At 37.1% G+C, this 25,506-nt stretch carries 27 protein-coding genes; 10 read left to right on the top strand and 17 right to left on the bottom strand.

Translation table 11 applies throughout. The annotated features are described in order from the left end of the window. Positions 1-7: 7 nt before the first annotated feature. The 5 genes from BGC7_RS15130 to BGC7_RS15110 form a co-directional block, all read right to left on the bottom strand. Positions 8-1,861: a DNA topoisomerase IV subunit B gene (locus BGC7_RS15130; protein WP_050702441.1), complete on the bottom strand. Its 1,854-nt coding sequence runs from the start codon at positions 1,859-1,861 to the stop codon at positions 8-10. A gap of 179 nt (positions 1,862-2,040) precedes the next feature. Beyond that, positions 2,041-3,180 (bottom strand): hypothetical protein, encoded by a 1,140-nt coding sequence (locus BGC7_RS15125; RefSeq protein WP_050702440.1) that lies wholly within the window; start codon positions 3,178-3,180, stop codon positions 2,041-2,043. Positions 3,181-3,299: 119 nt separating this feature from the next. Next, positions 3,300-3,857: a 5-formyltetrahydrofolate cyclo-ligase gene (locus tag BGC7_RS15120; RefSeq protein ID WP_050702439.1), complete on the bottom strand. Its 558-nt coding sequence runs from the start codon at positions 3,855-3,857 to the stop codon at positions 3,300-3,302. A gap of 59 nt (positions 3,858-3,916) precedes the next feature. Continuing rightward, positions 3,917-5,644, bottom strand: a complete 1,728-nt coding sequence (locus tag BGC7_RS15115) for a S41 family peptidase (RefSeq protein ID WP_050702438.1) — start codon at positions 5,642-5,644, stop codon at positions 3,917-3,919. Next, a complete protein-coding gene (locus tag BGC7_RS15110) occupies positions 5,634-6,056 on the bottom strand; it encodes a deoxycytidylate deaminase (RefSeq protein WP_050702568.1) in 423 nt (140 codons plus the stop codon). The genes BGC7_RS15115 and BGC7_RS15110 overlap by 11 nt, the downstream gene beginning before the upstream one ends. A 524-nt stretch (positions 6,057-6,580) precedes the next feature. On the opposite strand from BGC7_RS15110, the gene BGC7_RS15105 reads away from it, so the two are divergent. Together BGC7_RS15105 and BGC7_RS15100 are read left to right on the top strand one after the other, a co-directional pair. Further along, positions 6,581-7,201, top strand: a complete 621-nt coding sequence (locus BGC7_RS15105) for an inorganic pyrophosphatase (protein WP_050702437.1) — start codon at positions 6,581-6,583, stop codon at positions 7,199-7,201. After that, entirely contained in the window at positions 7,198-8,046 is an 849-nt protein-coding gene (locus BGC7_RS15100) for a metallophosphoesterase (protein ID WP_050702436.1), read from the top strand. Before BGC7_RS15105 ends, BGC7_RS15100 begins: the two co-directional genes overlap by 4 nt. Here the strand turns inward: BGC7_RS15100 and BGC7_RS15095 are convergent. Together BGC7_RS15095 and BGC7_RS15090 are read right to left on the bottom strand one after the other, a co-directional pair. After that, the gene (locus BGC7_RS15095) at positions 8,043-8,534 is read right to left on the bottom strand and encodes a hypothetical protein (protein ID WP_050702435.1); all 492 of its coding nucleotides are present in this window, start codon (positions 8,532-8,534) and stop codon (positions 8,043-8,045) included. The genes BGC7_RS15100 and BGC7_RS15095 overlap by 4 nt on opposite strands. Beyond that, positions 8,534-9,412 carry a LuxR C-terminal-related transcriptional regulator gene (locus BGC7_RS15090; protein ID WP_050702434.1) on the bottom strand — a complete coding sequence of 293 codons (879 nt, stop codon included), beginning with the start codon at positions 9,410-9,412 and terminating at the stop codon, positions 8,534-8,536. The genes BGC7_RS15095 and BGC7_RS15090 overlap by 1 nt, the downstream gene beginning before the upstream one ends. 337 nt (positions 9,413-9,749) lie before the next feature. Here BGC7_RS15090 and BGC7_RS15085 point away from each other — a divergent pair, with 337 nt between their 5' ends. Continuing rightward, entirely contained in the window at positions 9,750-10,325 is a 576-nt protein-coding gene (locus BGC7_RS15085; protein ID WP_185112992.1) for a superoxide dismutase, read from the top strand. Between the two features lie 45 nt (positions 10,326-10,370). On the opposite strand, the gene BGC7_RS15080 is transcribed toward BGC7_RS15085, so the two are convergent. After that, positions 10,371-10,991 (bottom strand): EcsC family protein, encoded by a 621-nt coding sequence (locus BGC7_RS15080; protein WP_050702433.1) that lies wholly within the window; start codon positions 10,989-10,991, stop codon positions 10,371-10,373. A gap of 122 nt (positions 10,992-11,113) precedes the next feature. Beyond that, the gene (locus BGC7_RS15075) at positions 11,114-11,620 is read right to left on the bottom strand and encodes a peroxiredoxin family protein (protein WP_050702432.1); all 507 of its coding nucleotides are present in this window, start codon (positions 11,618-11,620) and stop codon (positions 11,114-11,116) included. Between the two features lie 409 nt (positions 11,621-12,029). Here BGC7_RS15075 and BGC7_RS15070 point away from each other — a divergent pair, with 409 nt between their 5' ends. The 5 genes from BGC7_RS15070 to cydB all read left to right on the top strand — a co-directional run bounded on the left by BGC7_RS15070 (position 12,030) and on the right by cydB (position 16,895). After that, positions 12,030-12,455: a YbaN family protein gene (locus BGC7_RS15070; RefSeq protein WP_185112988.1), complete on the top strand. Its 426-nt coding sequence runs from the start codon at positions 12,030-12,032 to the stop codon at positions 12,453-12,455. Positions 12,456-12,600: 145 nt separating this feature from the next. Next, complete coding sequence (locus BGC7_RS15065; protein ID WP_050702565.1) at positions 12,601-12,915, top strand: DUF3467 domain-containing protein; 315 nt, start codon at positions 12,601-12,603, stop codon at positions 12,913-12,915. A 30-nt stretch (positions 12,916-12,945) separates the two neighbouring features. Further along, on the top strand, positions 12,946-14,052 hold the full coding sequence (ald, locus tag BGC7_RS15060) for an alanine dehydrogenase (RefSeq protein ID WP_050702431.1): 1,107 nt from the start codon (positions 12,946-12,948) through the stop codon (positions 14,050-14,052). A 104-nt stretch (positions 14,053-14,156) separates the two neighbouring features. After that, entirely contained in the window at positions 14,157-15,716 is a 1,560-nt protein-coding gene (locus BGC7_RS15055; protein ID WP_050702430.1) for a cytochrome ubiquinol oxidase subunit I, read from the top strand. 33 nt (positions 15,717-15,749) lie between these two features. After that, positions 15,750-16,895 (top strand): cytochrome d ubiquinol oxidase subunit II, encoded by a 1,146-nt coding sequence (gene cydB / locus BGC7_RS15050; protein WP_050702429.1) that lies wholly within the window; start codon positions 15,750-15,752, stop codon positions 16,893-16,895. Between the two features lie 153 nt (positions 16,896-17,048). On the opposite strand, the gene BGC7_RS17710 is transcribed toward cydB, so the two are convergent. Beyond that, positions 17,049-17,216 (bottom strand): DUF362 domain-containing protein, encoded by a 168-nt coding sequence (locus BGC7_RS17710; RefSeq protein WP_006842812.1) that lies wholly within the window; start codon positions 17,214-17,216, stop codon positions 17,049-17,051. A 327-nt stretch (positions 17,217-17,543) separates the two neighbouring features. Here BGC7_RS17710 and BGC7_RS15045 point away from each other — a divergent pair, with 327 nt between their 5' ends. Together BGC7_RS15045 and BGC7_RS15040 are read left to right on the top strand one after the other, a co-directional pair. After that, positions 17,544-18,227: a type IX secretion/gliding motility protein PorT/SprT gene (locus BGC7_RS15045; RefSeq protein ID WP_050702564.1), complete on the top strand. Its 684-nt coding sequence runs from the start codon at positions 17,544-17,546 to the stop codon at positions 18,225-18,227. A gap of 63 nt (positions 18,228-18,290) precedes the next feature. Then, a complete protein-coding gene (locus BGC7_RS15040) occupies positions 18,291-18,590 on the top strand; it encodes a nitrous oxide-stimulated promoter family protein (RefSeq protein WP_050702428.1) in 300 nt (99 codons plus the stop codon). 14 nt (positions 18,591-18,604) lie between these two features. Here BGC7_RS15040 and BGC7_RS15035 read toward each other — a convergent pair whose 3' ends face one another. From BGC7_RS15035 to pstS, 7 genes are read right to left on the bottom strand one after another with little or no spacing between them, the layout of a single operon-like run. Then, entirely contained in the window at positions 18,605-20,332 is a 1,728-nt protein-coding gene (locus BGC7_RS15035; protein ID WP_050702427.1) for a sensor histidine kinase, read from the bottom strand. A gap of 8 nt (positions 20,333-20,340) precedes the next feature. Then, entirely contained in the window at positions 20,341-21,042 is a 702-nt protein-coding gene (locus BGC7_RS15030; RefSeq protein ID WP_050702426.1) for a response regulator transcription factor, read from the bottom strand. Next, on the bottom strand, positions 21,026-21,706 hold the full coding sequence (phoU, locus tag BGC7_RS15025) for a phosphate signaling complex protein PhoU (RefSeq protein WP_050702563.1): 681 nt from the start codon (positions 21,704-21,706) through the stop codon (positions 21,026-21,028). The genes BGC7_RS15030 and phoU overlap by 17 nt, the downstream gene beginning before the upstream one ends. Positions 21,707-21,760: 54 nt before the next feature. After that, a complete protein-coding gene (pstB, locus tag BGC7_RS15020) occupies positions 21,761-22,543 on the bottom strand; it encodes a phosphate ABC transporter ATP-binding protein PstB (RefSeq protein ID WP_050702425.1) in 783 nt (260 codons plus the stop codon). Then, complete coding sequence (pstA, locus tag BGC7_RS15015; protein ID WP_050702424.1) at positions 22,528-23,406, bottom strand: phosphate ABC transporter permease PstA; 879 nt, start codon at positions 23,404-23,406, stop codon at positions 22,528-22,530. The genes pstB and pstA overlap by 16 nt, the downstream gene beginning before the upstream one ends. Continuing rightward, on the bottom strand, positions 23,406-24,254 hold the full coding sequence (gene pstC / locus BGC7_RS15010; RefSeq protein ID WP_050702423.1) for a phosphate ABC transporter permease subunit PstC: 849 nt from the start codon (positions 24,252-24,254) through the stop codon (positions 23,406-23,408). The genes pstA and pstC overlap by 1 nt, the downstream gene beginning before the upstream one ends. Positions 24,255-24,291: 37 nt before the next feature. Beyond that, positions 24,292-25,362, bottom strand: coding sequence for a phosphate ABC transporter substrate-binding protein PstS (gene pstS, locus BGC7_RS15005; RefSeq protein WP_050702422.1), 1,071 nt, complete (start codon positions 25,360-25,362; stop codon positions 24,292-24,294). Between the last annotated feature and the right edge of the window lie 144 nt (positions 25,363-25,506).

Below are 25,506 nucleotides of genomic sequence, written 5' to 3'. Positions count from 1 at the left end.
GTGGAAATTAATCTTCTTCAATGACAAGATTATCTATGATAAACTCTTGCCTCTCAGGAGTATTTTTCCCCATGTAGAAATTGAGCATATTATTTACTAGGTCTTCTTTTTTCATAGTCACCCTGTCCAGACGAATGTCTTTACCAATGAAATGCCTGAATTCGTCAGGGGATATTTCTCCAAGTCCTTTAAATCGGGTTATCTCAGGATTTGCTCCTAGTTTGCTGATGGCATTTATCCGTTCTTCTTCGGTGTAGCAATAGATTGTTTCTTTTTTGTTGCGCACTCTGAATAGAGGAGTTTGAAGAATATATACATGATTTTTCTTAATCAGATCGGGAAAAAATTGCAAGAAGAACGTAAGCAAGAGCAAACGTATATGCATACCATCGGTATCAGCATCGGTGGCCACTATTATTTTATTGTAGCGTAAGCCGTCAAGTCCGTCTTCTATATTGAGAGCAGCTTGTAACAGATTAAACTCTTCGTTTTCGTAAACGATTTTTTTCGTCAGCCCAAAACTATTCAGAGGTTTTCCCCGAAGGCTGAATACGGCTTGCAGGTTGGGGTTTCTGCTTTTTGTTATAGATCCGCTGGCAGAATCTCCCTCTGTAATGAATATAGATGTTTCGTCCAGATTATCGCCTTTGGTGTCGCTGTAATGTATGCGACAGTCTCGTAACTTTTTATTGTGAAGATTAGCTTTCTTTGCTCGTTCTCGGGCTAATTTGGTTACTCCGGCAATAGCCTTTCTTTCTTTTTCCGATTCCAGTATTTTCTTTAGTAAAGATTCTGATGTATCCGCGTTTTTATGCAAATAGTTGTCCAATTCTTTTTTTAGGAAATCACCAATGAATTTTTGTACCGATGGTCCATCAGGTCCCATGTCTTTCGAACCGAGTTTGGTCTTCGTCTGAGATTCGAAAACAGGTTCTTCTACCTTAATACTTACAGCGGCTACAATTCCACTTCTGATATCGGCATAATCGAAGTTTTTGTTGTAAAACTCCTTGATTACCCGAGACAGAGATTCTCTGAATGCCGATTGGTGCGTTCCTCCTTGCGTGGTATGTTGCCCGTTTACAAACGAATAGTATTCTTCTCCATACTGGTCGGTGTGTGTAATAACCACCTCGATATCCGATTCTTTTATATGAATAATAGGATAAAGAGGGTCGGAAGTCATATTCTCATTTAGAAGATCTACAAGTCCGTTTTTGGAAAAGAATTTCTTTCCGTTATATATTATAGTGAGTCCTGTATTTAGAAAAACATAGTTTTTTAGCAGGCTTTCTACGTATGCATCTCTGAAATTATAATTGGTGAAAATCGTTTCGTCAGGAACAAATTCGATCAGTGTTCCATTTTCTTCGGTCGAAGGATGTACCGCTTCTTCCTTTGTTACTATTGCTTTGCTATATTCTACCGAAGTTGTTTTCCCTTCACGAAAGCTTTGTATATAGAATACAGATGACAGTGCATTTACTGCTTTAATACCAACTCCGTTTAGTCCAACCGACTTCTTGAAAGCTTTGGAATCATATTTTGCTCCGGTATTCATCTTTGATGAAACATCTTTTACTTTACCTAATGGAACTCCACGGCCATGATCTCGAACTTTTACAGATCCATCAGCTATAGTGACTTCTATTGTTTTTCCAAATCCCATCATATATTCGTCGATAGAGTTATCCAGCACTTCTTTCAGTAGTACATAGATACCATCATCGGCAGATGAGCCATCGCCCAACTTACCAATATACATACCCGGACGACGACGAATGTGTTCTTGCCAATCGAGGGTTTTTATATCATCATCAGAATAGTTTATTTCCGGTAGTTTGATTTCTTCTTCTTCCATAAATTAAAAAAAGTCACACGTTTTGAAAAATGCAGTGTAAAAATACAAAAAATCTTTGTAAATAGTAAGTTTTTAAATGTTAAGTAAAGGGGGCATCTAGGGAGGTAAGCTGCATGATTAGCCTAAAAAATAAGCAGAACTATTATTTAGCTCTGCTTACCTTTATATTATGTGCTCGTTTAATTCAGATGCTTGATATAAGCTCTGCGCTTTTTGTGGTTTTCTGCATTAAAGCCTTCCCATAGGGAGGCTACTTTATTATTCATCTCCAATTCAGGATTCGATTCTGCCCATTGAAATCCACACTTATAAGCAGATGGTATAAAATCGTTGAATATGATAGCATTAACTCCTTTTCCCTGATATTCGGGTGATATGCCGATAAGTAAAAGGTCTATAACCGGATTTTTCTTACTCTTTAAATCTTTCAATAAATGATACCAGCCTAATGGGAATAACTTCCCCCGCGATTTAATCAACCCGTCAGACATACTCGGCATTCCTATACCAAAGGCAACTACCTCGTCTGTATCTTCTTTTATAATTATAGAAACGATGTCCCAGCGAAGAAGAGGAACATACATTTTTACATAATGGTCTATTTGCTTCTGAGTAAGGGGTGAAAATCCGTATAGTGGTTTATATGCTTCATTCATCAGTCTGAACAACCTGTCGACATATGGTCTGATTTGTTCAAGATTTTTGAATTTGAGAACTTTCAACCCAAACCTTTGGGCTACTATATTAGCTATTCGCTGATGTCTTTCCGGTACGGAATCGGGTACAGGTATACGATATTCGTTCCAGTCTGCTTCTTTGGTAAAGCCTAAGCGTTCGACTTGGGTTACATAATAAGGATAGCTATATTTTGTAGCCATTGTGCTTACTTGGTCGAAGCCGTAAATCAACATTCCTTCAGGGTCTAAGTCGGTGAATCCCATGGGACCTACAATGGCTGTCATACCTTTACTTTTAGCCCATTTTTGAGCAGCATCGAATAATGCATCTACGACTTCGTTGTCGTCTATGAAATCAACAAAACTGAAACGAGCATGCTTATCATTCCATACTTCATTGGCTTTATGGTTGATGATAGCTGCTATTCGCCCCACAATTTTATTATCCTTATAAGCTAAAAATAGTTGCATTTCGCAGAAATCGAAAGCCGGATTTTTCTTTGTATTCAGAGTGTCCAATTCATCTAATACAAGCGATGGTACATAATACGGACAATCTTTATATAATTGGATGGGGAATTTGACGAATGCTTTTTTTAAGCTCTTGTCGTTTTCGTCTATAGCTTTTACTGTTACAGGCATATCTGTTTTTAAAATGGCTTTATTTCAATATTTTCTACAAATATATAACTTTTATTTGTTTCGTTTCTGTAATACAGGGCTTATGAAATCTTTTTTGCTTTGTAGAATGTTAATTAACATTACCAGATGAATTCGTTCTCGGAAACGATATAATCCATCTTTATATCATTCTTGTCGGAAGGAATTGTGTCAAATAATTGGAACTCAAAACAGATACCCATTTTAGGTGCTGTTAGTTTGGGTAAGAAACGGTCATAATATCCTTTTCCTCTACCCATTCGGTTTTTCTTTCTGTCAAAGGCTAGTCCGGGAACTATAACTAAATCTACTTTCGAGTAGTCAGAAAAATTCTCTCCTATTGGTTCTTGTATGCCGAAAGAAGATTCTTTGAGTTGGGTGTTAATGTTGCATTGCCTGAATATGATCTCATCTCCCTTTACAACCGGAGTATAGAAATCTTTTTCTTTTTCCCATTTTCTGATAAAATCGGAAGTCTTTACTTCATCTTCCATACTATTGTATATGAAGATGGTTTTTGCACTCTGAAAAACTCCGGTAAGCTCAAGAACATCTAATACTTCTTGCGATCGTCTTTCAAGTTCTTCTTTATTATACTCATTCTTGATAGAAGATATCTTTTTCCTTAACCTATTTTTATCCTCTTGTATATTACTCATTCTATAAAACGCATGTGACGCTCAATTTTTATGAAATTGGCGTCACATTCTATAAATAGTTATTTATATGATTCTTCTTTTATCGCATTGGTAGTGGCTTTATCTGCTTTTATCAGCCTCATTGCTTCTTTTATAATCAGGTCGTCTTTCTGGAATATGGGGTAGAAGCCATCTTCTCCATATACGTTTCGTATGACGAAAGCTGTTAACTGAGTGTGTAATAACTTACGAGACTGTTCTATCAAATATGGTTGGCGGCGTATCCCTTTGGTGTAAGCATATTCCACAAGATAGTCTACCAAAGGTTGACTTTCTAAGTATTTTGCCGCTTCTTGCCATGTTTTGAATTTCTTGATAGTAGCTCTGTTTTTCTCAGTATAGTTGAAGGCATATTCACGCATAAGTCCACTATTAGCTACTCTTAGGTAATAAGAGTTTATCCCAGCTGTGTCGCGAGGAACGAATACGTCTGCCAGTATGCCATCGTCTCCATATACAGGGCGCCCGGATGATGTCGCAAATAAAGGTAGGTTGTCGAGTTTGATGCTATCCCTATTGTCAAACTCACCACGGTTGTATCTGTTAACAAGATCCATGTCGTAATCGCCTCTGTCGCCTTTGGTATATGCTTTTTGAATACATCTGCCCGAAGGTGTGTGATAGCGTGCAATCGTTAGCTGGAGGGCAGAGCCATCTTTGAACACAAATCTATTCTGCACTAGGCCTTTACCAAAAGATCTGCGGCCTACAATCAGTCCTCTGTCGTTGTCTTGCATTGCTCCTGCAAATATTTCACTGGCCGAAGCACTGCCTTCATCTATGAGCACTACCAGCGGGTTGCTTTTGCATGTGCCCGAACCATCGGCAAATACGTTCTCTCTTGGATATGAACGACCTTCTGTATATACTATCATGTTACCGTTTGAAAGAAATTCGTTAGTCATCATGATAGCAGCACCCATATATCCGCCTGTGTTTTGTTGAAGGTCTACAATGAATGATTCGCAGCCTTGGCTTTTTAGTTTTGCTATGGCTGTAATAAATTCATTGTATGTAGTGCTTCCAAATTTAGTAACTTTTATGTAACCGACTTTGTTGTCTAGCATATATGATGCAGGAACGGTTTTTACCGGCACATCGGCTCTCGTTACTTCAAATGTAATAAGCTCCTTGCTTGTAGCTCTCTTTATGGTTAGCTTTACTTTCGAATCTTTTTTGCCTCTAAGATTTCGGAATACTTTTTCTTCGCTCAATCCTTTTCCTACAAAGAGGCTGTCGTTTACATATACCAAGCGGTCGCCCGGTATTATGCCTACGGCTTCAGACGGGCCTCCGGGTATCACATTGACAATAGCAACTGTGTCGTTGCTAAGCATGAATTCTACTCCGATACCACTAAAGTGTCCATCCAGTTCGTCTCCTGTAAGAGCCATGTTTTCTGCCGAGATGTAAGTAGAGTGGGGGTCTAGTCCTGCAATGATTGTCGGTATGGCATTCTCTACCATATCGTTGACGTTTACAGTGTCTACATAAGCCTTGTTTATGTAATCGAAAATAGTCTCCAACTTCTTGCTCCCAGTAGCCGAATTGTTGAGCCAGCCACGCACAGGATTGAATACAGAAAAGGCATTTCCTATAAATATGCCTACAGCTATACTCACTGCGATACATAATGGTAACCAGATGAGTATTTTACTGCTTTTTTCTTTCTTTTTGTTAGGGATGTTTGTCTCAAAGGGTTTGTTTTCTCCCTCTTGTTTTAAGAAAAAATTATTGTCACTTTCCATTTATCTCTTTTGTTTCTTCCAAATTTGTAATTGAATCTATATATACGACCTCTATTCCGGCTCTCTCTAACAGGGCAGCTCCATCCGAACGCCTGTATTTCTCACTGTACACAACTCTTCTTATCCCTGCTTGTATAATTAGTTTTGCACACTCTATACAAGGTGATGTTGTTACATACATTGTGGCATCTTTGCTGCTGTTGTGCGAACAGGCTACTTTTGTAATGGCATTGGCCTCTGCGTGTAGAACATAAGGCTTGGTTTCATTATTTTCGTCTTCGCATATATTCTCGAATCCCGATGGTGTGCCGTTGTAGCCATCAGATATAATCATTTTATCCTTAACTATAAGTGCTCCTACTTTACGTCGTTTACAATATGAGTTTTCAGCCCAAATGGTAGCCATACGCATATAACGTTCATCTAGCAGTCGTTGTTTTTCTTTCACTTTTTTTATATTAAAATTGGCATTGCAAAGATAATTAAAAGTAAATGATAAATACGCTTGTTTCTCAATATATAAAGACATTATTTTTTTAGATAATTAGCTCTTGGAACTCTGTTTTTTTATTGGATAATAGTTTTTTCTCGAGGTGGTAAAACTTTATCTATAAAGCAGAGGTCGGAAGGCGAAAGAGAATGTCTGGCGATTGTAGAAAATAGGTGAAACTGTACACCTTTGTCAGGTTTTAGTTAAAATTGACTTTACTTAATAGAATAATTAAGGAGTGGCAGAAGTTCTTTAATTTATATATTAAAACCAATGAATGGAATCTGAAGAGCGAAAAAGGGTGATTGCAGAAAATAGAAAAAAAGGTATAACTTTGTCAGGTTTTAGTTAAAATCATATTTTACAGAAACTCGCCAAACAGTTGTTGCACACCGAAATCAACGACTGATTAGTATTAGTAATAGATAAAAACCATAAATATAAGAATGAATAATCATAAGTTTAAGGCTCATCCATGGCATGGGATCAGTGTTGGCGATAGTGCGCCGGAAGTTGTTACTTGTTTTATAGAAATTGTACCGACCGATACTGTAAAGTATGAAGTGGATAAGGAAACCGGATATTTAAGTATCGACCGACCTCAAAAATATTCTAATATAATACCTGCTCTCTATGGTTTTATCCCGCAGACCTATAGTGCCGACCGCGTAGCTGAAGTTACTAATAAGGCACTGAATAGGAACGATATTGAAGGGGATAATGATCCTGTGGATATTTGTGTGCTGACAGAAAAGGATATCACACATGGAGATATTATTGTAAAAGCTCGTCCTATTGGCGGGTTCAGATTGCTAGATCATAATAAAGCTGATGATAAATTGATCGCTGTTCTTGAAAATGATGCTATATATGGCTCTTATAAAGATATTAATGATGTTCCGTGTATGGTTATTGATCGCTTGAAGCATTATTTTACTACATATAAAGATCTTCCGGGCGATCAGTCGCCACGTTGTATCCTTACCCATACATACGGTGTAGATACAGCTTATGAAGTAATAAAGAGGGCCATAGAAGATTATGATGCCGAATACAGGGATAAATGAATTGGAAAAAGAGATTGTCGATTATTCTGGCTTTGTGTCTTCTGTTGCCATGTCTTTGCTTGGGGTATGCTTACTTCGAAGCCCGGAATGTGCAGTTGAAGAAAATGTCATTCTCTCACAAAGATATACCTGAGTCATTTGATGGCAAAAAAATAGTCTTTGTATCCGATATCCACTTCAACCGATATTTTAATAAGGAGAATCTAGCCGAAATGGTTGAACGCATCAATCAGTGTGAGCCTGATATTGTAGTGTTGGGTGGCGATTATGTGTTGAAAGATTCAGCTTATACAAGACTTTTTTTTGAAGGATTGAAACAGTTAAAGAGTACGTATGGGGTATATTCCGTGCTTGGTAATCATGATCACTGGGAAGATGCTGATATTATACAGCAAGGATTGGTAGACTGTGGTTTTAATGTTTCAGATAATCGTTCTTATTGGATAAAAGAAGGTAATGATAGTATCAAGATTGGTGGAGTGGGTGATTTTTGGACAGATGTACAATTGCCCGAAAATACGATTGATGATGTTAAGGTTTCGGATTTTTGTATTCTTTTGTCTCACAATCCTGACTATCTTGAGATTTTGGAAACTGATAAGGTAGACCTGATGCTTTCGGGACATACTCATGCCGGGCAGGTTACTTTGTTTGGTTTGTGGGCTCCCATCATGCCAAGTACAGGTCATGCCAAGTTTATGCAAACAGGAATGAAATACCGCTATGGGTGGAAAGAAAGAGGTAATACTCGTCTCTATGTTACATCAGGCGTAGGTATGGGAGGCTTCCCTCTTCGTTTCTTTGCGTGGCCTGAGATTGTAGAAATCACTTTGAAGCGGGACTAAGATTCTATTTTATTGTCTAGTTCTTCTTCAATTCTATCAGGGATTTCAGTCAACATTTCTTCTTTTTTCTTTCTGTTGCGACGGTAGATAAAAATAAGGTATACGATAGATAATATCGAAGTTCCGCACAGTAAGTAAACGCCACTGCCGGCTTTGGGTAGTTTGTAGAATAAGTTAAGAGAAACGATAAAAGCAAGAATTCCCGTTGTCATTAAAAGAGCACGGGCTGTTTTCTTTTTCAGAGCTAACCATGTGGAAAATACAATCAAGCTTAATATCGGTATCAGATATACAATATAGGTGGTATATACAGACTCTTTGTTGCGCGAAAAAAAGTTAGAGACTTTCGTTATCTTCTTTTGTATATCGGGGATGTCCCATCCCACAATTTTTATCATACCCCAATCGAGCCAAGGTAGAAAAAAAGCAATGATGAATAATATAGCAAAGAGTATTTCGAAAGAGATGTATCTGTTTATTTTTTCCATTATAGTTCTATTTCGTCAGCTGATATGTGGCCGTGTGTTATACAATAAAAAATGAGTCCCGATACAGTCTTTATCCCCAGTTTTGCAGTTATGTTCTTCCTGTGAGATAAAACAGTGTTTAAGCTTATATTGAGTTTGTCTGCTACTTCCTTGTTCAACATGCCTAAAGCTATTAAGCGAAGAACATCCAGTTCGCGTTGCGAGAGAGAATGACCTTTGTTTTCCTTTACCGAATGGCTGGCGGCAATCAGCTCTTGCAGATCTTCGATGCTGGATTCGTCGAGCTCGTCAAGCATTGGTTTCAATATCTTTTCTCTTATACGGTTGTGCTTTTCCAGGTCTTTCTGAAAGCTGTCTAAGGTAAAGATTACAGCATAGCACATGTTCTCATTGAAATTTCCTGATATATGCTTTATGATAATGCTTTTCAGGTCTGTTAAGAGTGCCAAAGGAGTGTCTCCTTTTACCATTCCCTGTTCAATAAGACCGAGCAGTTCTTTCTTAAAGTCGGAAAATAGTTTACCTATTAACTTCAATTGAGCGTTGTTGGGGTCGCTCATAGATAAGAAAGCATTCATATGCTTTTCCAGGTTGTGCAACTGCCCATGAATCAAATAAACGTCTGTTTGTTTAATGTATTTGAGAACCAATTCAAGATCGAACTTTTGTAGCTTTCGCTCGGGAAAGTAGTCCTCGTTCAGAAAAGTGTTTAATATAGCCAGAAAAAAGTCTGTATTTATATTTGCAGAGTGACAAATGTCGCCAATTGTTTTATCTCCCAGTCCGAGTTTTACTCCAAAACGGTTTACAACCGGTATCAATTGGTGGTTTTCTTCTATTACTTCAGATAGGATTGAAGATGCATCTAAAAATAACATTGGCTCTGTTTCTAAATTTACAACAAAAGTAATAATAAAATTAGAATAGCTTTAGTGTTTTCTTAATCAAGTAATAAAAAGAAATAAGTTGTATTTATTTGATGTGCAATGGTTATAGATTTTGACAATAATGTCTTAAGATTAATTTATGTAAATTATGAAGTACTTTGTAAACAATAATCAAATTAATATTGTTAAATTTGTAACAACTGATAAAAATAATAGAATCATGAAGAAACTTTCTTTGACATATATAATGCTTCTGACGGCATTCGTTTTCAATGTGGTAGAGGCACAAAATATAAATAATAATAACAATCAACAAAAAACAAAAGCTATGAAATTTGAATTACCAAAGTTGCCATATGCAACTAACGCGTTAGAACCGGTTATAGGACAACAAACAATAGAATTGCATTATGGAAAACATTTGCAAACCTATATTACTAATTTGAATAATCTGATTCAGGGAACTAAATTTGAGAATGCAGATTTGGAAACTATCGTAAAAGAAAGCGATGGAGCAATCTTTAATAATGCAGGTCAGACTCTGAATCATAATATATATTTTCTTTCTTTCAGCCCTAATGGTGGTGGAGAACCTAAAGGAAAATTAGCTGATGCTATCAATGCACAATGGGGCTCATTCGATAATTTTAAGAAAGAGTTTGTGGCAGCAGGCACTGCTGTATTTGGATCTGGCTGGGTATGGTTGGCTAAAGATAAAAGCGGAAAACTTGAAATAGTAAAAGAACCAAATGCCGGTAATCCTATTACTAAAGACTTAACTCCTCTTCTTGGATTTGATGTTTGGGAACATGCTTATTATCTTGATTACCAAAATCGTCGTGCTGATCACTTGGCTGAATTGTGGAAAATAATAGACTGGGATGCAGTTGCTGCACGCTACTAAGAAATAATTAGTCATAAAGTATGAAAGCAGATAATCTATTACGGATTATCTGCTTTTTTTGTCAGAGGTAATAAATATACTTTTTGCTACCTTGCCTACAGTACGTGTTGTTACAGCATCAAAAGAGCCTCCTACCACACCTCCTACTAATGGGACAGCTTTGCCCAGATTAGCAACACCCTTTTCTCCTATTTTTGCAGCAAGTTTTGCACTTACTTTTTCTATTGTTTTTGTCATGAGTTTTTCTCCTGCTTTTACACTCATGTCTTTAAGTAATTCTTTGGCTCCGTTGCCTGCCATGGATATGTAGACCAAAGATTTTACTCTGTCGTCGTGTATGTCATGTCCTCCCATGTAAGCTATTGCAGTAATCATGCGTATTTGAACATATATCACACTTGCTATATTGGCAGGTACAGTGAGAGGCATAATCATAACACCGCCCAGACCTGTAACAAAACCACTGGTCGCTGCCTTTGCCACCTGCCACTTTATTAACGAATCTACTTGCTGCTCTAGTGTACCTTCCTGACTGAGGTAGCTATTACCAAGATCGTATGCTGAATCTATGCCTGTAAATCCTACTATGGCCTTCGAGTAAGCCCAATTCAATGTTTTAGAAATTAAACTCTTATTGTCTTGTATGTTCTGTTTGTTTCTTGACATAATAAAAAGCATTAACTACAAATATACTGACTAATCAAAAACAATAACTATGCCATAACTCCTAAAAAAGAATAAAGCGCCTCATTTACAAGAAATGAAACGCTTTAATAAAAGTAAAATAGTTAATTCTTTTTCATTAGTAAATCCAAGTCCTTAGGGCTAAGGTTCATTGCTATAATTACTCCATTTTCATCGAGTAAATAGTTTTTAAACCCTCTATCCAATTGGTAAAGGTTGAATAGGTCGGACGAAATATTGTCTTTTGCCAAAAACTGATACTCTTTATCAATTTTATCCATGGCCAAGGTTCTTTCATATACCGATTCACTCTTGTCAAAAGATACTGATACCATTTGTAAAGGATACTGCTTGTTCTCTATGATATGAGAGAATAACACATTTTCTTTGTGTGAATAGGCATCATAAGCAGCCCAGAAATTTATCAATACTTTTTGACCTCTCAGATCTGATAAATTCATTTTTGTTCCTGATACGTTTTCTAAATTTTTAATATCAGGTAACAGGTTTCCCGGATAAATACCTTCCGAAAGCCTAGAAGTTCTTGATGTATTGGACGATAAGCTTATAAGAGCTACCCCCATAATCAAGGCGTACTTCAAATACTTCATAAAATAATCATTAGGTTACCACTAAAGTCTTATTCTCGCTTCCTCACAGAAAAGAAAAAGACCCTCCCAACTTTTGGGAACAAAACTTGAATCCTACGCTTAGGTGTTCAATATTTTGCATTTCGGGCACAAAGATAATACATTTTTGTTAAAACTATTCTTTTGATGTCGCTTTTTTTATTCTTTATTTGTGTAATTTGTTTATTATTAGGTGGTTGATTCTTATTTGTGTGTCTAGCTTTTATTCTCATAGTAACCTTGTGATGACTGCCTGTTTTTGCTTTATTTTGTTAGTTGGCGCTATTTACCACTTTATTTATATTAAAATGGGACTATTACTATTTTATGTCTGTTTTTTTTCTTTCCTTTGTTATTAATGCTATTGGTTTCAAGGCACGCACACACAATAATGAGATATTTATATATAATATTAGGTTTAATTTCATTAGGTCTGGGACTACTCGGTATAGTTACTCCGGGCTTACCTACAACTCCGTTTATTTTGCTTACAGGAGTCTTATTTGCAAAAGGATCTCCCTTTCTGCATCAAAAGCTATTAGACAATAAAATTACCGGAAAATATATCAGGCGGGTTAATGACGGTTTTAGTGTCAAGGGTCTGATCTTTTCCATATCTTTTATGTGGTGTATGATTTGTTTTACAGCCTTTTATGTTTTTGATTATGGTACAATGCGTTTTGTAATGATTGGACTGGGGGTAATAGGTACTATATCTCAAATCATAGTGCTGAGAAAAAGAAAAAAACGGGCTGCGGTAGTTGCTTTAAGTATAGATAATATAGGGGAGCAGGAAGAAAAGGTAAATGTGTCTTAGGTTCTGAAAAATTGTATAATTGTGTTATAAAATATATATGTAATACTTTGAAGTCTTACGATAATTATCTTCCTTTGTGTAAATGTAGTCTTAGTATTAGAAATTGGAAAAGGAAATAACAGTAAAACCAAAATCAAAATTATTTATGGAAAATAGAAATGAACAAGAAAATCAGATTCAGATAGAATTACCGGAAGACGTAGCGCAGGGAACTTATTCCAATTTAGCTATTATAGCCCATTCATCATCCGAATTTGTTATTGATTTTGTTCGTATTTTACCCGGACTACCCAAGGCTAAAGTTAAATCACGTATAATACTTACTCCTGAGCATGCAAAGAGATTATTGTACGCTCTAAATGAAAATATAAACAGATTCGAATCTCAAAACGGATCTATCTCTGCCGATCAGTCGGCAGGTTTTCTACCTCCAATAAATGGACCTATAGGCGAAGCTTAAGTTATTTATTAACTATTAAATAGAGACCCTATGAAAATCGGAATTCCAAAAGAAGTAAAGGCCTTCGAAAATCGTGTAGCTGTTACACCTGGTGGTGTACATGAATTGATTGCAAACGGACATGAAGTGTTTGTTCAGGAAAGTGCAGGCGTAGGAAGTGGATTTGCTGATGCAGACTATGTTTCTGCAGGAGCAAGAATACTTTCGTCTATAGAGGAAGTATACGCAATAGCAGACATGATTGTGAAAGTAAAAGAGCCTATACTACAGGAATATGATTTGGTAAGAAAAGATCAGATCCTATTTACCTATTTTCATTTTGCCTCTAGCCTAGAACTAACAAAAGCGATGATAAAAAGTAAGGCTGTCTGTATAGCTTACGAGACAGTGGAGCTGTCAGATAGATCCTTACCTCTACTTGTGCCTATGAGTGAAGTCGCCGGACGTATGGCAATTCAGGAAGGTGCTCGTTTTCTTGAAAAGCCCCATTTAGGAAAAGGTGTTCTGCTAGGTGGTGTTCCCGGAGTAAAACCCGCACATGTGGTCATAATAGGGGGCGGAGTAGTAGGAGCTCAGTCTGCATGGATTGCAGCAGGAATGGGAGCACGTGTTACCGTCTTGGACAAAAGTTTGCCTCGTTTGCGCTATCTGAGCGATGTTATGCCGGCAAATGTTACTACCCGATATTCGGACACTCATACTGTAGCGGAACTATGTAAAGATGCTGACCTGATAATAGGAGCTGTTTTGATTGCGGGAGATAAAGCTCCTCAGGTAATCACTCGGGATATGTTGAAATTGATGCAAGCTGGAACAGTATTGGTTGATGTGGCTATTGATCAGGGAGGATGCTTCGAAACATCAAAACCTACTACACATCTAGATCCTGTATATGTTGTAGACGATGTTGTTCATTATTGCGTAGCCAATATACCGGGAGCTGTACCTATGACTTCTACATTGGCTCTTACTAATGCGACACTTCCGTATGCTCTCCAATTGGCAAATTCGGGCTGGGCAAAGGCATGTGCAGATAATAAAGAATTGCGAAAGGGATTGAATATCGTAAAAGGTGATATTGTCTATAAAGCCGTAGCTAATACTTTTGGACTTGAATTCAAAGAGTATAGTATCTGATAGTATACATGATAATCAAATTGTAGTAGAGAAAAGTTAGCCAAAAGGTATAATCATTAAATAAAGTATAATCCTCATATATTAACTAATATAAAACTATTTTTATGGAACTACTAAGTACATCGTTAATCGACTGGTCTAGAGCCCAGTTTGCTCTGACAGCAATGTATCACTGGTTGTTTGTACCCCTTACCCTTGGGTTGGGGCTTATTATGGCAATCATGGAAACAATGTATGTGCGGACAGGCAATGAGCAGTGGAAAAAAACTGCAAAATTCTGGATGACTCTTTTCGGAATTAACTTTGCTATCGGTATTGCTACCGGACTTATTCTTGAGTTTCAGTTTGGTACAAACTGGTCAAATTACAGCTTCTTTGTAGGGGACATTTTTGGTGCGCCTCTTGCTATTGAAGCTACTGTAGCATTCTTTATGGAAGCTACATTTATTTCTATTATGTTTTTTGGATGGAAACGTGTAAGTAAAGGTGTACACCTTGCTGCTACATGGTTGACCATAACAGGTGCTACTATTTCGGCATTATGGATTCTTATTGCTAACGCATGGATGCAATATCCTGTAGGAATGGAGTTTAATGCTGATACATCCCGCAACGAAATGGTCGATTTTTTTGCAGTCGCTTTATCTCCTGTTGCAATCAATAAGTTTTTCCATACAGTTGTTTCCAGTTGGATTCTTGGATCTGCATTTGTTATAGGAGTTGCAGCCTGGTATCTACTTAAAAAACGAGACAAAGAGTTTGCCATGCAGAGTTTGAAGGTTGCTACAGTATTTGGACTTTGTGCTTCATTGCTTACACTATATTCAGGTCATGGATCTGCTGTACAGGTAGCAGAAAAACAGCCTATGAAACTGGCCGTGATGGAAGGCTTGTATAAAGGTGGTACAAACGAGGGGCTTATTATATTCGGTATTCCTAATCCTTCTAAAGAATCATATAATGATGGTAAAGAGGAATTTATATTTCCTCCTGTAAAATTTCCCGGAGGCTTGTCTTTAATTGCGTTCTATGATACTCAGGCTTTTGTACCGGGTATCAATGATATTATTGAAGGAGGTTATACAAAACCGGATGGAACAACAGCGCTGTCTTTTGAAGAGATGCGTACTAAAGGTCGAGTAGCGATTCAGGCATTAACCGATTATAGGAAAGCTAAGGCTGATGGTGATGAGGCTACTGCAATTTTACATAAAGGAATATTGAAAGATAACTTTGCCTACTTTGGATATGGATATTTGGAGAATCCGGAGCAATTAGTACCTAATCTTGCTAAAACAGTATATTGGGCATTCCATATTATGGTTTATTTGGGTGGTTATTTTATTTTGTTCTTCGCCGTTCTTACATTTTTAGTATATCGTAAGATCAATATTGAGGATAAAAAATGGCTTTTGTGGATTTGTATATGGACTATTCCATTGACATACGTTGCATCCCAAGCCGGATGGATGGTTGCTGAAATTGGTCGTCAACCATGGGCTATTCAGGATGTAATGCCTTTACAAGCTGCTGTATCCGCTATTTCTACAATGTCTGTTGTTATTACATTCTTTGTTTTCTTAGCTTTGTTCACCGCTTTACTTATTGCCGAAATCCGTATCATGCTTAATCAAATAAGAAAAGGTCCGGAAGGTGCTCACTAATACTTGATTTTTTAACTAAAAAAAGATATAACTATGGATTATTCATTTTTACAACATTATTGGTGGTTCCTTATCTGTTTGATCGGAGGACTTTTTGCCTTCCTTCTTTTCGTACAGGGAGGGCAGTCAATGCTATTTTCTTTGGCAAAAGAAGAAAAGGAACGCATGATACTTGTAAATGCTTTAGGGCGTAAATGGGAGTATACATATACTACACTGGTAACATTCGGAGGAGCTTTGTTCGCATCATTCCCTTTGTTCTATTCTACCAGCTTTGGTGGAGCATACTGGGTTTGGATGGCTATATTGCTTTGTTTTGTGATACAGGCAGTATCTTATGAATATCAGTCGAAGCCGGGTAATACTTATGGCAAGACTACATACAGATCTTTCCTGTTCATTAACGGATTGCTTGGAACATTCTTGGTAGGTGCGGCATTGGCTACATTCTTTACCGGTTCGGATTTTACAGTAAATAAAGGTAATCTTACAGACATAGCAAACCCAATTATCAGCCGTTGGGGAACAGAATGGCACGGACTTGAAGCCTTGGCCGAACCTCGTTGTTGGTTATTGGGGCTAACAGTATTTTTCCTTGCCCGCACATTAGCTTGTCTTTTCTTTGTCAACCGTTTGGCAGATGAAACATTGGTTAATCGCTCACGTAAGTTTTTACTATATAACTCTATTCCATTTGTAGTATTCTTCCTTGCTTTTGTAATCTGGACATTTCTTGCTAAAGGTTATGCTGTAGATCCTGTGACAAAAGTTGTAGAACTCGTACAGTATAAATATTTTCTGAATATGGTAGAGATGCCGATTGTAGGAATTGTTTTCCTTGTAGGTGTACTTCTTGTATTGTTCGGAATAGGTAAGACTTTACTGAGCAAAGAATTTAGTAAAGGAATCTGGTTTTCGGGTATCGGTACTGTACTTACAGTATGTATGCTATTATTGGTAACAGGCTTTAACAATACTGCCTATTATCCATCTGCGACAGATCTGCAAAGTTCGTTAACTATCGAAAATTCTTCTTCGAGTGAATTTACTTTGACTGTAATGAGTATTGTTTCTATTTTGATACCATTTGTTTTGGCATATATTTTCTATGCATGGAATGCATTGGAGAAGAAACGCCTGAAAGCAGAAGACTTGAAAGACGATGGTCATGTGTATTGATTAGAATTTTTGAGATATTATAAAAGAGGAGCATCTAATGAGATGCTCCTCTTTTATATCTTTCTCTATTTTCTATTGTTCTTTAATAGCACACTCAATAAAAAAGGAAACTGAATATTCAGTTTCCTTCTATATTTTATCAATCCTAACAGATTATGCAGGATGAATAGCTTCAGTTGGGCAAGCATCTGCACAAGTACCACAATCGGTACATGCGTCCGGATCTATTTTGTAAATATCTCCTTCTGATATAGCGTTTACTGGACATTCATCGATGCAAGTACCACAAGCAATGCAGTCTTCATTAATTACGTAAGCCATGATTTTCTTTTTTTAAGATTATTACTAACTTTGATGTGGCAAATATAGCTAGTTTTTTGTTTCATCCAAAATTCAGATTGTTAGATATTATAAATAATAACATAGTATTTATCTATTAAGTATTAAGCTGTATTTATAAATGTTTCATTTGTAGTTTTTTATAATGTTCAGTGCTATGTTGTATATGTATAATATTGCTCTTTATTTTTAATCTTTCTAAGTTATTTTATAAAGTGTTTATCATAATATATTGTTTGTAATCACGTTTTAAAGATTAGTCGTAAAATTGTAAAGTTGAAAAAGATATATACACAGATATTATTGCTGATGGCTTTGTGCTATATTATGCCATTAGCTGGTCAGACACAATTGCGTAGGGCTGTTAATCAACCTTTTGCAGATCAGAAGATGTATCATTTGGGCTTTTCCATTGGTATAACAGGGCATGATATGATCCTCACTCATACAGGGTTTGTAGGTGATAATGGAGAAGCTTGGTTTGCCGAGATACCTTCCTATTCGGTAGGCTTCAATGTGGGTATGATAGGAGATAGATACCTTAATGAGTATTTCAATCTGCGTTTGGCTCCAACGCTGTATCTGGGAGAACGGCGCTTTGTATTCAAAGAACAGACATCAGGTGAAGAATATACTGCTTCGGTGAGGAGTAATTATCTGACATTACCTTTGCTCCTCAAGTTTAGTGCTCCTCGAATCAAAAATTATCGTCCATATCTTCTTGCAGGCGGATATGCAGCAATGGATATTGGCTCGAAAAAAGAAGATGTGCTTCGCTTCAAGAAAATGGACTATGGTTTAGAATTTGGAATAGGGTGTAATTTTTACTTGCCTTTATTTAAACTTTGTCCCGAGTTGAAGTTTTCTTTTGGTTTGACTGATCTCGTACGAAAAGGCAGATCGGATCTTACTGATAAAGACTTGTTGAAATATACACAGGCTATATTGTCAGGAAAATCGAGAATGATCTCTTTAGTATTCAATTTTGAATAACAGATTTTCTTCTTTTAATATATCTGTCCGGTAAATATATTATATTCTCTTTTCAGTTTCAGAATGAATAATACAGAAAAAAGAACTGTAACAAAGATGATCCATATCTATTGTGCTGCTAAGCACAATACATCGGGGAAATTATGCCCAGACTGTAAAGATCTTAATATTTATGCTCTGAACAGACTAGAGAAATGTAGATTTGGAGAGGATAAGCCTAATTGCGAGAAGTGCCCTGTACACTGTTATAGACCAGATATGAGACAGAATATAAAAGAAGTAATGCGCTATTCAGGGCCACAAATGTTGTTTCGCAGCCCTTTGTTAGCAATTTTGCATCTTATTCGAAATCTTATAAGTTGAGTAAGATTTCTTATCTATTTTTTTAGTGTGAAGAAGAATTCTAAACCTCCTTCCAATCTGTTTTTTACTTGTATTTCTCCTTTATGAAAAATAACTGCATTCCTTACAATAGACAAGCCTAGACCAGAACCTCCTGTGTCGCGTGTTCGACCTTCATTTACTCTATAGAACCGTTCGAAAAGGCGAGGCAGATATTGTTCTTCTACTCCCCGTCCTGTATCACAGTATGTGAAGTAGACAAACTCATTATCCTCCATGTAGTTGTTGATATTTATCACAATATGTTGTCCTGCATAGTTGATTGAGTTGTCGAAGAGATTACGGAAAATAGAATACAAAAGAGTATAATTACCGTTGATAACAAGGTGGTCGTTTACCGAAATATTCAGTTTTATGTCATTTGCCTCTAATCTATCTAAAAGGTCGATTCTGACATCATTTATCAGTTGAGATAGATTGACCTTTTCAAGAGTAAACTGAGAGGATGCCTCTTCTATTTTACTTATAAGGCTTACATCGTCAATCAGATTAGACAGGCGGATACTTTGTTGGTATGCCCGTTCTATAAACTGAGCTTGTTTTTCGGATGGCAACTGTTGGGTGCTCAGGGTTTCCAGATAACCACGCAGGCTTGTTACCGGTGTTCTTAGCTCATGAGCTATATTGTTGGTCATTTCCTGCTTCATCAGCCGTGTTTTTTCTGTTCTGCTGATATCTTTTATTGTAATCTCAAAGCTGTTATCCTCAAATACTATTGTTTGTATCGAAAATATTTTCCCGTTCTTTTTTAGTTGGAATGTATGAAAATTGTCTTCTTTTTTTCTATTCGAAATAAATTCGACAACAGGATCGAATATCTTCTCATGCAAAATAGCTTCCAGATTGAATGCCGGTTCATCAACTATAAAGTTGAAATACTGAAAGAAGTGCGTATTTGCATATATTTTTTTGAATCCGGAATCGAAGATGCATATACCTTCGTGAGAGAATTGGAAGTGTTGGATCAGTTTTTCTCTTTCCAGTTCGATAGCTTCTTTATTTTTTTCTTTTTGATTTAATATATCTACCAGCTTTTTTCCTATATCGCCTAACTCATCGTCAGGAAATTCAATTTTCTCGGAAAGAGGCTTATCCTCTTTTATTTTTGTTGTAAGGCTTTTTAGCTGAAGAATAGATTTGCTGAAACGCCCTGCTACAAAATTGAGTAATAGTAACACAACGATAAACATACCGGCAACGATGTACACAAAGAAATTGTCTGCTTTTAGCATTCCTTTAGTCTGTATTGTGTATGGCAATGCAACCCGCACATAATAACTATCGTAATGTTTAGCATAATAAAGATATTCCCTGTGTGTTGATTCGGAAGTACGTATGTTAAACCCTGTTCCTTGATAGAGAGCATTGCGTATCTCCGGGCGGTCGAGATGATTATCGAGCTTAGACAAGTCAGAGACATTCTTGTCGAAGAAAACTTTGCCATCATTGTCGATAATCGAAATACGGATATCCATTGGCATCGCTTTTGCCAACGATTGCATTCTTACCATATTGCTATCCGGATAATGCACCTCTCCGATGTATGTATTTATCATATCTGCATAGCCGTCGAGCCTATCAATAAGCGACTGTGTGCGTTGTGCTTTTTCTTCTTTTTGTTCGAGCACAATGATACAGGCTGCAAACACAGCAAATATGATGAAGAAATAGAAAAATACCCGTTGCTTATATGTTAACTTCATAATACTAATTACTTATTTTGTATATTGAATGTGTATCCATAACCGGTACGATTGATAATACAATCTCCATAAGGGTCTATCTTTTTTCTCAGGCGTGCAATATGTACATCTACTGTTCGTTCGAGTACTATACCATCGTCTTTCCATGCCTTATCGAGTATGTCTGAGCGGGAAAATATTCTACTTGAGTTTTCTACTAGCAAGACAAGTATATTAAATTCTGTTTTGGTGAGATCTACTAACTTTCCGTTTACGGTAACTGTTTTTGTATCACGATCTATAATAAGATCGTCAACTTTTATTGTATTACTTTCTACTTCAGAGCTTGCTTCCCTGCTTCTTTTCAATACACTCTTTACTCTAGCTATAACTTCCTTTATCGAGAATGGCTTTGATATATAATCATCTCCTCCTATCGAAAATCCTGTCAGCATATCATTTTCTGTATTTTTAGCTGTTAGGAAAATAATAGGCGTGCTGTTTCCTTCTTTTCTTAACTGATCTGCAAATTTGAATCCAGATATGCCGCCCATCATAACATCTAACAAAATGAGCCTGTGTTTTGATGTCAATATTTTAGCGGCTTCTTCAGCTGATTCGGCAAGGTCTATATTATAGCCTTCGTTTTGCAGATTGAATTGTAGTATTTCCCTTATATCGGGTTCATCATCTACTATTAGTATAGATATATCTTTATTGTTTGTTTCCATGTCTGATATCTTTTCCTTCTGTTAAATATATAGTGGCTTCGGCTATGTTTGTGGCACTGTCGCCTATGCGTTCTAGATTATGAGAAATGGCGTTTACATTTATCATATTACGTATATCTTCTTTGTTCAATTTTTTATCGGCATAGATCTCTTGTAAAGATAGACTAATTTGGTGAAACAATTCATCAACTTTGTCATCTTCTGCAATAACTTCATAAGCAGTATGACTGTCTTCGTTCGAGAATGAAAATATAGTGTTACGTAACATTTCGCCGGTGTACTGAACCATCTTGCTTATCATTTTCTTTATCGGTTCGAAATGGGGTGTCGACAGGTCTGTTTTTTTAAGGAAGTGTATCACATTCAGTAACATATCCCCTATACGCTCCAGATTGGTTGTTATATCCTGATAGGTGATTATTTTGCGTAGATCGGCGGCTACCGGATTAAACTGAAAGATAGTGAAAACAACTTCTTCACGTACCTTAATTTCTAATCTATCCATTATTATTTCATTCGATTCCGCTTCTTCATATAACGACTCGATAGTGTTGTCGTTGAGTAACTTTGTTGTAATTTGCATTTGTACCAATGCCGTTTTCGACAGAAGCTCAAAATCATTGAGCAAAAGCTCTAATTGTTTAAGTTTTATGTTTGTTGTCATAATTTGCTGATATATCATTTTTTTATTTGTCTTCTCTTCTTTTCTCTTTATTAATTAGCTGAATACTCCTGTCAGATAATCTTCTGTACGCTTATTAACAGGTTTAGTAAACATCTGTTTGGTAGTACCATATTCGACAAGTTCACCCATATACATAAACATAGAGTTGTCTGACAACCGTGCAGCCTGCGACATATTGTGTGTAACAATCACTATGGTATATTCTTTTTTGAGTTCGAATATTAATTCTTCCACTCTGTTAGTTGATATAGGATCCAGTGCCGAGGTTGGTTCATCCATAAGAAGAAGCTCCGGTTTCAGAGCTAATGCACGTGCTATACAGAGCCTTTGCTGCTGTCCTCCCGAAAGGAATGTTCCTTTCTTTGTCATAGAGTCTTTTACCTCATCCCACAGTGCCACACTGCGTAGGCTGTTCTCTACTATTTCTTCCTTTTCGGTTTTGTTTAGTTTTATGTTGTTCAGTTTATATCCTGCTATTACATTGTCGAAAATACTCATTGTCGGAAACGGGTTCGGACGCTGAAATACCATACCAGCCAATCGGCGTACTTTCATCGGATTCATATTGAAAATATTCTGTCCTTTCAGTAATATTTCGCCTGTGGTTACAATATCAGGATAAAGCTCGTGCATACGGTTTATAGCACGTAGTAATGTACTTTTTCCACAACCCGAAGGTCCCATTATGGCAGTGACGGTATTTGGTTTTATGTTCGCATTTACCATATTGACAGCATTCTTGCCGGGTGTATAAGATACTGAAACGTCTTTGAGTTCCAGAATATTTTGTTCATTCAAATTTATTGTATTTTCCATTTTTTTGCTATTCTTTTTGCTAAAAGATTAATACCTAATACGAATAATAATAGGAGTAGAGAGGAAGACCATACCAAATCTGCCAGATTTGGATCATTGTAAAACTCCCATATCAACAGCGAAATAGCACTGGTAGGGCTTGTAGCATTCCAATTTACGGAGGCTGCTCCAAGCGCGGTTACCAGCAAAGGCGCGGTTTCGCCCATCACACGTGATATAGCAAGGAGAGAACCTGTGAATAAACCGCTGAATGCAGAAGGTAATAAAACTCTTACGACCACACTTGTGTATGATCCGCCTAACGCTAAAGCCGCTTCTTTTAGGGATGCAGGCAACATCTTCAGGCTTTCTTCGGTAGACCTGATTATCATCGGTAGCATCATTATTGCCAGAGCTACACTACCAGCCAAAGCAGAATAGCCGGACATTGGTATTACTACCCAAATATATACTACTACCCCTATAACGATAGAAGGGATTCCTTGTAGCAGGTCGCTAAGGTTGCGAACTAAATTAGCTAATTTTTTTTTCGGATTTTCAGCTAGGTATACTCCTGTCATTATGCCTATAGGTATGGCAATTACTATTGCGATGGATAGTATAAGCAATGTTCCTGTGATACCATTGAGTATACCTCCCGGAATGGGACTGTCGCTGATACGTGCCAGCATAGCTTCCATCGAAGTTGGGGCTACTTCTGTAAACAGGCTCAGGTTGAATTGCTTATATCCTTTCTTTACTAATTCCCAGAGGATAAGAAAAAGCGGTATCATTGTAATGCCTGACAGAGTACATACTCCCCAAAAGAATACCTTACTCTTCGTGAGTCTGAATTTTGCAGTTGATGTGAGTCGCTTTTTCATTATTTATTTACCATTTTCATAATATACTTGGCAACGAAATTTATACAAGCCGTGATAAGGAACAGAAGTAATCCGATAGCCATCAGCGAACTGAGCTTTAAACCGCTGGCTTCACCAAACTGGTTAGCAATCACACTGGCCATAGAGTTACCTGTATCGGACAAAGCCATTGGTATGTTTATTGTATTACCTATCAGCATCGTCACTGCCATCGTTTCGCCCAAAGCCCTACCAAAAGCCAGAATGTACGAGGCAAATATTCCCGATCCTGCTACAGGCAGATTTACAGATGTGATTACTTCTAGATTGGTTGCCCCAAGGCTGTATGCTCCTTCTTTCAGTTCGTTGGGTACCATAGCTATAAACTCTGTGCTGAGTGACGAGGCATATGGAATTATCATTATTGCCAAAACTATGGACGAAAGAAGAACTCCGAAGCCCTGATCGCTTACTCCCATTTGGATGAGTATAGGACGAAGGGTATAAAATCCCCATAGCCCATATACTATTGATGGTATACCTGCCAGCAAATCTACTATTGAGCTTACTACGGTCGATATTTTTTTGTTGCGGAAATACTCTCCGTTGAACAAAGCAACAGATAGCGAAAATGGGATGCAAAACAGGAGCGCCAGTATAGATGTTATCATAGTTCCTGCTATGAATGGCAATGCTCCGTATTGTTCATTGCGAGAGTCCCATTCGGTGGAGGTAAGAAAGCCAAAGAACCCGAACTCAGAGAATGCACCGATACTCTTACTTATCAGCCCGTATACTATACCTGCTGTTAGCAGGATAATAAGACAAGAGGCTATCAATAGTACCGATTTGAATATTTTATCTTTCATTCTTTTTGCTTGTAGCCGTTAGTTTACTCTTTAAGTATTAATGTTGAGTATTTTTTGCAGTCGAAAGTTGGTATGTTTCTATTTTGTTTCCGTTGTAAGTCATAGCTTCTATATTTGCTTTGGTTTTTTCTACAACTGTAGCCGGAAGCGGGGCATAGTGTGTTTTAGTTGCTATTGCCTGTCCTTCTTCGCTGATTATATAATTTAGTAAGCCTACCAAAGCTTTAGCCTGAACTTCCGATCTTGCATTGTAGTTTTGTTCTTTATATGCTATAATCCATGTAAATGTGCTGATAGGGTAGGCTTCAGGGTTTTGAGAATTTGTGATTACTACTCGTGTGTCATTCGGCATATCTACATCTGCTGCTGCTGAAATACTTTTTGTATCTGCTGCAATAAAATTACCGACACTGTTCTGAATCAAAGCAGAAGACATGTTGAGAGCTAAAGCATATTCGGAACCTATATATCCGATTGCTCCATCTGTCTGAGCGATAATACCTGCTACTCCCGGATTGCCTTTTGCTGCTATACCTACAGGGAACTTCAGTGATTTGCCTTCTCCTATTTCTTGCTTCCACGCTTCATTTACTTTCGACATATATTCTGAGAATACAGAAGTAGTACCACTACCATCTGAACGGTATACAGGAGTAATACTCTTGTCAGGTAGATTCAGATCCGGATTAAGTTCTTTTATCTTGCTGTCGTTCCAGTTAGTTATTTTCCCTCTATAGATATCTGATATAATTTCAGAAGTTAGTTTCATATCTTTCACACCTTTCAGATTGTATGATAGTACAACCGCACCCAAAGCCGTAGGTATATGGACTATTTCTTTACCCATTTCTGCAAGTTCCGAATCGGAAAGATATACATCTGTAGCTCCGAAATCTACTGTCTGATCTTTCAAACTGCGTATTCCTCCACCACTACCGATGGCTCCGTAAGAAACATTACTTCCTATTTTTGCGTACTCTTTAAATACAATATTATAAAAAGGTGCAGGAAAAGTTGCTCCGGCTCCGGATAAATTGCTTTCTTTGTTTCCGCATGAACTTAGTGCTATTACTAAAGCTACTAATGTAAATAAAACCGCTTTTTTCATATTATTTATTTTTTGTTAATTATCTTTTCTTTTACGATACAATATTATTGAGTAGTTGTAACAATGAGACTAAGGATTTGTTACGAAACTGTTAAGATTGGGTTGGCCTTTTCTCTTATTCCTTTTTCTAAATAGTAAATAATG

Origin of the sequence: Dysgonomonas sp. BGC7 (genome assembly GCF_001261735.1) — a bacterium.
Taxonomy (GTDB): domain Bacteria; phylum Bacteroidota; class Bacteroidia; order Bacteroidales; family Dysgonomonadaceae; genus Dysgonomonas.
The sequence above is the reverse complement of the archived record's forward strand: the minus strand, read 5'-3'. Positions and strand labels throughout refer to the sequence as shown.